Origin of the sequence: Ramlibacter sp., from assembly GCF_013697775.1 — a bacterium.
Classification (GTDB): domain Bacteria; phylum Pseudomonadota; class Gammaproteobacteria; order Burkholderiales; family Burkholderiaceae_C; genus Ramlibacter.
Window position 1 is genome coordinate 1 of record NZ_JACCWG010000210.1, and the last position, 10,803, is coordinate 10,803.

General features: G+C 69.1%; 11 protein-coding genes. All 11 read right to left on the minus strand.

From position 1 onward, the window contains the following. Positions 1-630 (minus strand): RNA methyltransferase (locus H0U68_RS10500; protein ID WP_296355301.1); only part of this gene is annotated, 630 nt, incomplete at its 3' end. A 22-nt stretch (positions 631-652) separates the two neighbouring features. Further along, positions 653-1,246, minus strand: a complete 594-nt coding sequence (gene rnhB, locus H0U68_RS10505; RefSeq protein WP_296355323.1) for a ribonuclease HII — start codon at positions 1,244-1,246, stop codon at positions 653-655. A gap of 70 nt (positions 1,247-1,316) precedes the next feature. Continuing rightward, on the minus strand, positions 1,317-2,573 hold the full coding sequence (gene lpxB / locus H0U68_RS10510; RefSeq protein WP_296355303.1) for a lipid-A-disaccharide synthase: 1,257 nt from the start codon (positions 2,571-2,573) through the stop codon (positions 1,317-1,319). Between the two features lie 42 nt (positions 2,574-2,615). Then, positions 2,616-3,410, minus strand: coding sequence for an acyl-ACP--UDP-N-acetylglucosamine O-acyltransferase (gene lpxA, locus H0U68_RS10515; protein WP_296355305.1), 795 nt, complete (start codon positions 3,408-3,410; stop codon positions 2,616-2,618). Next, a complete protein-coding gene (gene fabZ / locus H0U68_RS10520) occupies positions 3,410-3,847 on the minus strand; it encodes a 3-hydroxyacyl-ACP dehydratase FabZ (protein WP_296355307.1) in 438 nt (145 codons plus the stop codon). Before fabZ ends, lpxA begins: the two co-directional genes overlap by 1 nt. Next, the gene (lpxD, locus tag H0U68_RS10525; protein WP_296355310.1) at positions 3,826-4,812 is read right to left on the minus strand and encodes a UDP-3-O-(3-hydroxymyristoyl)glucosamine N-acyltransferase; all 987 of its coding nucleotides are present in this window, start codon (positions 4,810-4,812) and stop codon (positions 3,826-3,828) included. The genes fabZ and lpxD overlap by 22 nt, the downstream gene beginning before the upstream one ends. Before the next feature lie 18 nt (positions 4,813-4,830). Then, complete coding sequence (locus H0U68_RS10530) at positions 4,831-5,334, minus strand: OmpH family outer membrane protein (RefSeq protein WP_296355312.1); 504 nt, start codon at positions 5,332-5,334, stop codon at positions 4,831-4,833. Next, positions 5,334-7,628, minus strand: coding sequence for an outer membrane protein assembly factor BamA (bamA, locus tag H0U68_RS10535; RefSeq protein WP_296355315.1), 2,295 nt, complete (start codon positions 7,626-7,628; stop codon positions 5,334-5,336). The genes H0U68_RS10530 and bamA overlap by 1 nt, the downstream gene beginning before the upstream one ends. A gap of 56 nt (positions 7,629-7,684) precedes the next feature. Then, positions 7,685-9,043, minus strand: a complete 1,359-nt coding sequence (gene rseP / locus H0U68_RS10540; protein ID WP_296355317.1) for an RIP metalloprotease RseP — start codon at positions 9,041-9,043, stop codon at positions 7,685-7,687. Positions 9,044-9,058: 15 nt separating this feature from the next. After that, on the minus strand, positions 9,059-10,249 hold the full coding sequence (gene ispC / locus H0U68_RS10545) for a 1-deoxy-D-xylulose-5-phosphate reductoisomerase (protein ID WP_296355319.1): 1,191 nt from the start codon (positions 10,247-10,249) through the stop codon (positions 9,059-9,061). Next, a partial coding sequence (locus H0U68_RS10550; protein ID WP_296355321.1) for a phosphatidate cytidylyltransferase occupies positions 10,246-10,803 on the minus strand: 558 nt, incomplete at its 5' end. The genes H0U68_RS10550 and ispC, both read right to left, overlap by 4 nt.

Here is a 10,803-nt window from a genome sequence, read left to right on the forward strand (position 1 = left end):
GCCCAGCGCCCAGGCGCAGGGCCACGGCAGGCGCGCCTGGTGCAGCAGTTCGCCGGCGTGCGAGCTGGTGGTGACCAGCGGCACGGCCAGCGCATCGAGCGCATCGGCTTCCAGCCCCTCGAGCAGCCACAGGCCGAAGTGCGCGCCCATGCCGGCACGCAGCACCTTGGGCGACCACAGCGCCGCCGTGCCCTTGAGCGCCAGCACCTGGCGAAAGCCGAAGGCGGCGGCGCAGCGCAGGATGCTGCCCACGTTGCCGGCGTCCTGCACCCGGTCCAGCACCACGCTGGGCGCGCCGGCGTCGAGTTGCAGCCCGGCCGGCAGGTCGATGACGAAGGCCATGGCGGCCGGCGACTCCAGGCCGCTCAGCGCCGCGAACAGGCCGTCGTCGAACACGGCGACCTTGGGCGCGGCATCGCGCCACGCTGGCGTGGCCTGGGCCCAGCCGGTTTCCGAGAACACGCCCAGCGCGGGCTGCACGCCGCGCTGCAGCGCGGCCTGGCACAGGTGCTCGCCCTCGACCCAGACGCGGCCCTGCCTGCGGTAGGCCGCGTTGTCCTGCGCCAGCCGGCGCAGGTCCTTGAACAGGGTGTTGTCGCGCGAGCGGACGACCTGCGGCGCCTGGCTCACCGCGGGTTCGCTGCGGGAGCGTTCACTGCGCGGCGGCCACGACGAGGCCGCGGCCCTCCACCAGCATCACGCTGCAGGCCACCGGCGCGAAGAACCTGCGGTGGTGCATGCAGGGGCCGTGCGTGCGCAGCGCCAGCAGGTGCTCGGGCGTGCCGTAGCCCTTGTGGGCCGCGAAGCCGTACTGCGGGAACTGTTCGTGCAGCTGGCGCAGCATGCGGTCGCGCGTGACCTTGGCGATGATGGACGCGGCGGAGATCGACTTCACCTTGGCGTCGCCGCCGACGATGGCCTCGCACAGCACGTCGATCTTGGGCAGCCGGTTGCCGTCCACCAGCACCTTGGCCGGCCGCAGCCGCAGGCCTTCCACCGCGCGCTTCATCGCCAGCATGGTGGCGTGGAAGATGTTGAGCGTGTCGATCTCGTCGACGCTGGCCTCGCCCACGGCGCAGCACAGCGACTTTTCGCGGATCTGGTCGTACAGGCGTTCGCGCTGCAGCGGCGAGAGCACCTTGGAGTCGGCCAGGCCGCGGATGCGGCGGGTGTCGTCCAGGATCACGGCGGCGGCGACCACCGGGCCGGCGAGCGGGCCGCGGCCGGCTTCGTCCACGCCGGCCATCAGGCCCAGCGGGTCCCAGTCCAGGCGCGCCTGCGCGGCGGTCTTGCGGGCCGCCGGCTTGGCGCGGGGTTCACCTGTGGAGGACTTGGGCAACGGCATCGGTGGCGAGCTGGGCGGTGTCGCGCTGCAGTTGCAGGTGCAGCGCGGTGAATTTCTCGGAGATGGCCGCCATTCTGGCAGGCTCGTCCAGCCATTCCAACAGCGCCGCAGCCAGCAGCTCGGGTTTGGCGCGATCCTGCAACAGCTCCGGGACAAGTGTCTCGTTGGCCAGGATGTTGGGAAGCCCGACCCAGGGCAGCAGGCGCTGCGGCCACATCAGCCGGTAGCTCAGCCAGTTGACGGCGTAGCCGACCACCATCGGCCGCTTGAACAGCGCCGCCTCCAGCGTGGCCGTGCCGCTGGCCACCAGCACCAGGTCGCAGGCGGCGAGCACGGCGTGCGACTGGCCGGCCACCACCTGCAGCCGCTCACCCAGGCCCAGCTTGCGCGCCTCGGCGGCGATGCGCTGCTGCAGGGCCGGCAGCGCTGGCACGACAAAGCGCACCTGCGGCCTGGCCTTGGCCACCAGCGCGGCGGCGCCCAGGAAGCGCGGCGCCATCTGTTCGACTTCGGACACGCGGCTGCCCGGCAGCACGGCGATGACGGTGTCCTCGTCGTGCAGGCCCAGCGCGCGGCGCGCGCCGGCGCGGTCCGGCCGCATGGGAATGACGCTGGCCAGCGGATGGCCGACGTAGCTGGCCGGCACGCCTTTGGCGGCGAGCAGCTCGGGTTCGAACGGGAACACGCACAGCACGTGGTCGCAGGCGCGGCGCAGCTTGTCGACCCGCTCGGCCCGCCAGGCCCAGATGGAGGGGCAGACGAAGTGCACGGTCTTGATGCCGCGCGCCTTCAACGCTTCTTCCAGGTCCAGGTTGAAGTCGGGCGCGTCGATGCCGATGAAGGCATCGGGCGGCTCCTGCGTCAGCCGCTCGCGCAGCGTGTTGCGGATGCCGACGATTCCGCGGTAGTGCCGCAGCACCTCGACGTAGCCGCGCACCGCCAGCTTCTCGTACGGCCACTCGGCCTGGAAGCCGCGCTGCGCCATCTGCGGGCCGCCGATGCCACGCGACTGCAGGGACGGCCAACGCGCCCGCAGGCCGTCGAGCAGCAGCCCGGCCAGCAGGTCGCCGGACGCCTCCCCGGCGACCATGGCAAGACGCAGCGGCCGTTCCCCTGAATCCACCGCCCGTTCGCCCAAATCCAGCACCCGTTCGCCTTGAGCCGGCGCCCGTTCGCCCTGAGCTTGTCGAAGGGCTTCGACAGGCTCAGCCCGAACGGAATTGGTCATTCGGTCATCCACGAATCGGTCATTCGGTCATCACGGACTCTGTCATCGCACGATGCCGCGGTCCTGCGGCATGTTTTTCAGGAAGTCGAGCATCATTCGCACGTCGGGCGCGGCGTCGGGTGTTTGCTGCGCCAGCCCCGCGATGCGCTGCGCGGCCTGCTCCAGCGTGAGGCCGTCGCGGTACAGCGCCTTGTGCATGGCCTTCACCGCGGCGATGCGCTCGGCGGAAAAGCCGCGGCGGCGCAGGCCTTCGAAATTCATCGAGCGCGCCTTGGCCGGCTGCCCCTCGCTCATCACGAAGGGCGGCTGGTTGGCCAGCAACACCGTTCCCAGCGCCGTCATGCCGTGCGCGCCGATATGCACGAACTGGTGGGCGTTGGTGAAGCCGCCCAGGATCACGAAGTCCTGCACCACCACGTGGCCGGCCAGCTGCGCGTTGTTGGCGAAGATGGTGTTGTTGCCCACCAGGCAGTCGTGCGCCAGATGCGCGTACGCCATCATCCAGTTGTCGTCGCCCAGCTGGGTGACGCCGCCGCCGCCGGGCGTGCCGATGTTGAAGGTGCAGAACTCGCGGATGGTGTTGCGCTCGCCGATGACCAGTTCGCAGGGCTCGCCGCGGTACTTCTTGTCCTGCGGCGCGCTGCCGAGCGAGGCGAACTGGAAGATGCGGTTGTCGCGGCCGATGGTGGTGCGGCCTTCGATCACGCAATGCGCGCCCACCGTCGTGCCGGCGCCGATCTTCACCTCCGGCCCGATCACCGCGTAAGGGCCGACCGAGACGCTGCCGTCCAGCTCGGCCTGGGGGTCGATGATCGCCGTCGGGTGAATCCCCGGCATCAGCCCACCTTGCGCATGGTGCACATGAGCTCGGCTTCGCAGGCGATCTCCTCGCCCACGCGCGCGATGCCCTTGTACTTGTAGATGCCGGCCTTGTGGCGCTCCAGCGTCACCTCCATGACCAGCTGGTCGCCCGGCTCCACCGGGCGCTTGAAGCGCGCGCCGTCGATGCCCGCGAAGTAGATGACCGAGTTGTCGTCGGGGCCCGCGCCCTCGGCGGCGAACGACAGCAGCGCCGCGGTCTGCGCCATGGCTTCGAGCATGAGCACGCCCGGCATCACCGGCCGGTGCGGGAAGTGGCCGACGAAATACGGCTCGTTGATGGTCACGTTCTTCAGCGCCTTGATGCGCTTGCCCGGTTCCACTTCCAGCACCCGGTCCACCAGCAGGATCGGGTAGCGGTGCGGCAGTTTCTTCAGGATCTCGTGGATGTCCATGGTTGTTTTTCCAGCGCCTTGATGCGCTCGCGCAGCTGGTACAGCTGGCGCAGCGTGGCGGCATTTTTTTCCCAGGACGCATTGTCGTCGATGGGAAAGATGCCCGTGTACAGGCCCGGCTTGAGAATGGAGCGCGCGACGAACGAACCGGCCGAAATGTTGACGCGGTCGCCGAGCGTGAGGTGCCCCAGGATCATGGCCGCGCCGCCGATGGTGCAGTGCGCGCCGATGGTGGCGCTGCCGGCGATGCCGGTGCAGCCGGCGATAGCCGTGTGCTTGCCGATGCGGCAGTTGTGGCCCACCTGGATCAGGTTGTCCAGCTTCACGCCGTCCTCGATCACCGTGTCGTCCAGCGCGCCGCGGTCGATGCAGGTGTTGGCGCCGATCTCCACGTCGTCGCCGATGCGCACCGCGCCCAGCTGCTCGATCTTGATCCAGGCGCCCTCGTGCGGCGCGAAGCCGAAGCCGTCACCGCCGATCACCGCGCCCGGCTGCACGATGCAGCGCGCGCCGATGACGCAGTCCTCGGCCACCGTCACGCGCGCCTTGAGCACCGTGTGCGCGCCAATGCGCGCGCCCCGCTCCACCACGCACATGGCGCCGATGCGCGCCGTCGGATCGACGACGGCCTGCGGATCGACCACCGCGCTCGGATGGATGCGCGGGCCGGCGCCGGCCGCATGGCGCTCCTTCCATAGCTGCGTGAGCCGCGCGAAGTAGAGATACGGGTCGTCCGTGACGATGCAGGTACCGCGCGCCAGCGCCGCTTCCTGCATGGCGGGCGCGACGATCACGCAGCCGGCGCGCGAAGCGGCCAGCTGCTGCCGGTACTTGGGATTGGAGAGAAAGCTCAGCTCGGCGGGGCCGGCCGATTCGAGCGGGGCCAGCCGCTCGATGCTGGCATCGGCCTGCCCGTGCAGCTCGCCGCCAAGCGCCGCGACGATCGAGCCCAGGGTCAGCGCCATGGGAGGACGGCGGCGCGTCTAGCGCGCGCCGTTCAGCGCCTTGATCACCTTGTCGGTGATGTCGTGCTTGGGATTGATGTAGACCGCTTCCTGCACGATCAGGTCGTACTTCTCCTGCTCGGCCACCTGCTTGACCACGCGGTTGGCGCGCTCCAGCACCTGCTGCAGCTCCTCGTTCTTGCGCGCGTTCAGGTCTTCCTGGAATTCGCGGCGCTTGCGCTGGAACTCGCGGTCCTGGTCGATCAGCTGCTTCTGGCGCGCGGCGCGCTGGTTTTCCGCCAGCGTGGACGCTTCGCGTTCGAACTTGTCGGAGGCGCTCTTCAGGCCCGTGCCCATGTCGGTGAGTTCCTTCTCGCGCCGCGCGAACTCCTGCTCCAGCTTGGCCTGCGCCGACTTGGCGGTGTTGGCCTCGCGGAAGATGCGGTCGGTGTTGACGAAGCCGACGCGAAAGTCCTCGGCATGCGCGGCAAGCGCGAACACGCCGAGCACGACAGCCAGGCAATGACGTGACAGGTACTTCATCAGAAGGATGTTCCGATCTGGAATTGCAGTCTCTGGATTCTATCGCCCGGGAATTTGCGCACCGGCTGGGCTGCGGCAAGGCGCAGCGGCCCCACCGGCGACAGCCACGACAGGCCCACGCCCACCGATGCGCGCATCTGGTTGAGGCGCACCGGATCGTTTTCGCCGTAGACGTTGCCCACGTCGACGAAGCCGAACAGGCGCAGGGTGCGGTCGTTGCCGGCGCCGGGGAACGGCGCGATCACCTCGGCATTGAGGGTGATCTTCTTCGGCCCGCCGATGGAGGCGCCGGTTACGTCGCGCGGACCCAGCGTGCCCTGGTCGAAGCCGCGCACCGAGCCCAGGCCGCCCGAGTAGAAGTTCTTGAACACCGGGAACGGCCGGCCCGACAGGCCCTTGCCCCAGCCCACTTCGCCGTTGAAGGCCAGCGTGTACTGCTTGTTGATCGGCTGGTACTGCTGGTACTGGTAGTTGGCCCGCACGTAGTGCGCGTCGCCCACCAGGCCGATTTCGCTGGCCACGCGCTGGTAGCGCCCGCGCGTGGGCGCCAGGGTGCTGTCGCGGTTGTCGCGCGACCAGCCGATGGACAGCGGGAAGGCGGTGCTGGTGTAGCCGAAGCGCTCGGCATAGTCCAGGTACGCGGCCGGGATGTTGGTGCCGGGCTTGATGGTGGTGCGCTCGGCGCTGCCGCCGAAATACACCGTGTCCAGTTCGGTGAACGGAATGCCGAAGCGCAGGCCCACGCCCTCGGTGACCAGCCGGTAGTTGCCGCCCTGGTCCGCGTAGGGACGCGAGCTGCGGTGGTAGATGTCGATCGCGCGCGAGATGCCGTCGGGCGTGAAGTACGGGTTGACCGAGCTCAGCACCAGCGTGCGGTTGTACTTGCTGGTGTTGACTTCCACGCCCAGGTACTGGCCGGAGCCGAAGGCGTTTTCCTGCTTGATGGAGAACGACAGTGCCAGCTTCTCCGCGCTGGAGAAGCCCGCGCCCAGCTGCAGGCTGCCGGTGGGTTTTTCCGTCACCGTCACGACCAGGTCCACCTGGTCGGGCGCGCCCGGCACGTCCGCCGTTTCGACGCTGACTTCCTTGAAGAAGCCCAGGCGGTCCAGGCGGTCGCGCGACAGCTTGATCTTGTCGGCGTCGTACCAGCCGGATTCGAACTGGCGGAACTCACGGCGCACCACCTCGTCGCGCGTGCGGTTGTTGCCCGACACGTTGATGCGGCGCACGTAAGCCCGGCGCGAGGGCTCGGCCACGATGGTGAAGGCCACGCGGTTGTTCTCGCGGTCGACCTCCGGGCGCGCCTCGACCTGCGCGAAGGCGTAGCCGAAGTTGCCGAAGTAATCGCTGAAGGCCTTGGTGGTTTCGGCCACCTGGTCGGCGTTGTAGGCCTGGCCGGGCTTGATGGTCACCAGGCTCTTGAACTCGTCGTCCTTGCCCAGGAAGTTGCCTTCCAGCTTCACGCCCGAGACGACGTAGCGCTCGCCCTCGGTCACGTTGACCGTGATGGTGATGTCCTGCTTGTTCGGCGAGATCGCGACCTGGGTGGAGTCGATGCGGAATTCCAGGTAGCCGCGGGTCAGGTAGTAGGAGCGCAGCGACTCCTGGTCGGCGTTGAGCTTGGCGCGCGAATAGCGGTCCGACTTGGTGTACCAGGAGAGCCAGCCGCCGGTGTTCAGGTCGAACAGGCCCTTGAGCGTGGATTCGCTGAAGGCCTTGTTGCCCACCACGCGGATGTCGCGGATGCGCGCCGGCTCGCCTTCGGTGACGGTGAAGGTCAGGTTGACGCGGTTGCGCTCCAGCGGCGTCACGGTGGTGATCACCTCGGCGCCGTACAGGCTCTTGTTGATGTACTGGCGCTTCAATTCCTGCTCGGCGCGGTCGGCCAGCGCCTGGTCGTACGGCCGGCCCTCGGTCAGGCCGATGTCGCGCAGCGCCTTCTTCAGCGTGTCCTTGTCGAACTCGCGCGCGCCGACGAAATCGACGTCGGACACAGTGGGGCGTTCCTCGACGATCACCACCAGCACGTCGCCGTTGACTTCCAGCCGCACGTCCTTGAACAGGCCGAGCGCGAACAGCGCGCGGATGGCGGCCGAGCCCTTGTCGTCGTTGTACTGGTCCCCGGTGCGGAACGGCAGGGATGCGAACACGGTGCCGGGCTCGACGCGCTGCAGGCCCTCGACGCGGATGTCGCGCACGGTGAACGGATCGACCGCCCATGCACTGGCGGTGAATGCCAAGGCGACCAAGGCAGTCACCGTCCGGACGCGAAAGCGCTTGTATTGTTGTTTCATTGAATCGACGTGAGCCCCGCGCGGCTCGCAGGCCGCGTCACAGCATCAAAACAGGTTTAACCAAACAGACGAGTGACGTCGTTGAAAAGCGCGATCGACATCATCACCAGCAGCACCGCCACGCCGCCGCGTTGCAGGCGCTCCATCCAGGCGTCGGAAACGCTCCTGCCCGTGACGGCCTCCCAAAGATAATACATCAGGTGCCCACCGTCCAAAACGGGCAGCGGCAGCAGGTTCAACACGCCCAGGCTCACGCTGATGATGGCCAGGAACAGCAGGTAGGAGGTGAATCCCACCTTGGCCGACTTGCCCGCGTATTCGGCGATGGTGATGGGGCCGCTCAGGTTCTTCAGCGACGCCTGCCCGATCACCATGCGGCCCATCATCTGCAGGCTCATGGCACCCATCTCCCAGGTGCGCTGCACGCCCTTGCCCAGGCCTTCGGCGAAGCCGTAGCGCACCACGCTGGTGGCCGGCGCGCCGCCCACCTTGGCACCGATGCGGCCGATCTGGATGCCGTTGTCGTCGACCAGCGCCGGCGTGACGTCCAGCGTCATCGCCGCGCCGGCGCGCTCGATCTTCCAGGGCTGCGCCAGCGGCTGGCCGCCGCGCACCGACTTGCGGATCTGCTCGTACAGCTGCGGCCCGTCGGCGATCGGCGTCGCGCCGATCGCCAGCACGATGTCGCCGCCGCGCAGGCCGGAGCGCTCGGCGGCACTGTCGGGCATCACCTCCACGATCTCCGGGCGCGTCCACGGGCCCGGGATGCCGATGTGGCGGAACAGCTCGGCGTCGGCCGTGCGGGCCTGCAGCATGCTGAGCGGCAGCAGGATCTCGCGGCCGCCGGCAAGCGCCAGGCGCACGTCGGTGGCGTCCAGCGCACCGCGCGTCAACAGCCAGCGCAGGTCTTCGAAGGAGCGCACGCCGTGCAGCGGCTGGCCTTCGAACGCGGCGCGCTCCACCCGCTCGCCGCCGCGCAGGCCCGCCTTGTCGGCCACCGAGCCGGCGATCGGGCTGGCCAGCACCGGCTGCGCCTCGCGCATGCCCCACCAGTTCACCGATGCATAGAGCAGCACCGCCAACAGCAGGTTGGCCAGCGGCCCTGCCGCCACGATGGCGGCGCGGGATTTCAGCGGCTGCGTGTTGAAGGCCAGGTGCCGCTCGGCGGCCGGCACCTCGCCCTCGCGTTCGTCCAGCATGCGCACGTAGCCACCCAGCGGAAAGGCGCCGATGACGAACTCGGTGTCCTGCCCGGGGCGCTGGCGCTTGGGTTTCCAGGAATACAGCGTTCGGCCAAAGCCGACGGAAAAGCGCAGCACCTTGACGCCGCAGGCCACGGCGACGCGGTAGTGGCCGTACTCGTGCACGGCGATCAGGAGACCCAGGGCAACGATGAAGGCGACGATGGTGAGCATGGAGCTTTCCTTCGCTCAGGCGGCAAGCCGGGAGACGGCCTGCTCGGCGGCATGGCGCGATTGTGCGTCCAGCGCCAGTAAATCCTCAAGCGTTGCCGTGTTGGACGGGACGACGGCTTCCAAAGTTGCAAGATTCACCGCATGGATCTGGTCGAAGCGGATGCGGCGCTCCAGGAAGGCGGCCACTCCCACCTCATTGGCGGCGTTCAGCACGGCCGGGGTGCCGGGCGCGGCGCGCAGGCTGTCCCAGGCCAGCTGCAGGCCGGGAAAGCGCGCACGGTGGCCGCGGCTGTCCAGCGACTCGAAGCTCATGTCGGCCAGCGCGGCAAAGTCCAGCGGCTGCGCGCCGGAGGCCACGCGCTCCGGCCAGGCCAGGCCGTAGGCGATGGGCACGCGCATGTCGGGCGTGCCCATCTGCGCCAGCACCGACGCGTCGCGATACTGCACCATCGAATGGATCACGCTTTGCGGGTGGATCACCACCTCCACCTGCGCCGGCTCCAGGCCGAACAGATAGCGCGCCTCGATCACCTCGAGCGCCTTGTTCATCATGGTTGCCGAGTCCACCGAGATCTTGCGGCCCATCACCCAGTTGGGATGCGCGCACGCTTCCTCGGGCGTCACGTCGCGCAGCGTGGCCGGCTCGCGCGTGCGAAACGGCCCGCCGGACGCGGTGAGGATGATCTTCTCCACCCGCGCGGCCCAGGTGGCCGGGTCCTCGGGCAACGACTGGAAGATCGCCGAATGTTCGCTGTCGATCGGCAGCAGGGTCGCGCCGCCTTCGCGCACGGCGGCCAGGAACAGCTCGCCGCCGACCACCAGCGCTTCCTTGTTGGCCAGCAGCAGCCGCTTGCCGGCGCGCGCAGCGGCCAGGCACGACGCCAGGCCGGCGGCGCCGACGATGGAGGCCATGACGGCATCCACCGATTCGTGCGATGCGATGGCCTCCAGCGCGCCCGGCGCGTCCAGCACGCGCGTGGGCAGGCCCTCGGCCTGCAGCTTCGCGGCCAGCGCACGTGCCGCATCCGGCTGCGCCATCACGGCGAAGCGCGGGCGGAATTGCGCACACTGCGCCAGCATGGCGTCGACCTGGCTTGAGGCGCTGAGCGCGAAGATCTCGAAGCGGTCCGGATGGCGTGCCACCACGTCCAGCGTGCTGGCACCAACCGATCCGGTGGAGCCGAGGACGGCGAGCCGCTGCTTCATTTCAGCGCGGCGAAGCTCGCCAGCATCATGGCCAGCGGCAGGGTCGGCAGCAGCGCATCGACCCGGTCCAGCACGCCGCCGTGGCCGGGCAGCAGTTGGCTGGAATCCTTCATGCCGGAGGCGCGCTTGACCAGCGACTCGCTCAGGTCGCCGACCACGCTCATCGCGGCCAGGAACACCGCCGCCAGCACCAGCACCGGCCACCCCAGGGAGGCCAGACGGCTGTAGAGGCTGGGCACCGCGGCCTGCCAGGCGTGGTCGCCGGCGACCCAGGCGATGGCCAGCACCAGCACGCCGACCATGCCGCCCCACACACCTTCCCAGCTCTTGCCGGGGCTGATGGCGGGTGCCAGCTTGCGCTTGGTGAATTTGAGGCCGAAGGTCCGGCCGGCGAAGTAGGCGGCGATGTCGGCCATCCACACCAGCACCAGCACCGACAGCAGGAAGTTCACGCCCATGGCCTTGGCTTGCGCCACGCCCAGCCAGGCGACCCACAGGGCCAGCACGCCGCCGACCAGGCGCAGGGCCAACGGAATGCCCGGCCAGCCCGGCAC

What these genes read in the sequence shown, in the direction of transcription:
- fabZ (WP_296355307.1), bottom strand. Translation starts at nt 3,847, where the DNA reads ATGGACATCCACGAGATCCTGAAGAAACTGCCGCACCGCTACCCGATC.
- rnhB (WP_296355323.1), bottom strand. Translation starts at nt 1,246, where the DNA reads ATGGCCGGCGTGGACGAAGCCGGCCGCGGCCCGCTCGCCGGCCCGGTG.
- ispC (WP_296355319.1), bottom strand. Translation starts at nt 10,249, where the DNA reads ATGAAGCAGCGGCTCGCCGTCCTCGGCTCCACCGGATCGGTTGGTGCC.
- lpxB (WP_296355303.1), bottom strand. Translation starts at nt 2,573, where the DNA reads ATGACCAATTCCGTTCGGGCTGAGCCTGTCGAAGCCCTTCGACAAGCT.
- lpxA (WP_296355305.1), bottom strand. Translation starts at nt 3,410, where the DNA reads ATGCCGGGGATTCACCCGACGGCGATCATCGACCCCCAGGCCGAGCTG.
- rseP (WP_296355317.1), bottom strand. Translation starts at nt 9,043, where the DNA reads ATGCTCACCATCGTCGCCTTCATCGTTGCCCTGGGTCTCCTGATCGCC.
- bamA (WP_296355315.1), bottom strand. Translation starts at nt 7,628, where the DNA reads ATGAAACAACAATACAAGCGCTTTCGCGTCCGGACGGTGACTGCCTTG.
- lpxD (WP_296355310.1), bottom strand. Translation starts at nt 4,812, where the DNA reads ATGGCGCTGACCCTGGGCTCGATCGTCGCGGCGCTTGGCGGCGAGCTG.
- H0U68_RS10530 (WP_296355312.1), bottom strand. Translation starts at nt 5,334, where the DNA reads ATGAAGTACCTGTCACGTCATTGCCTGGCTGTCGTGCTCGGCGTGTTC.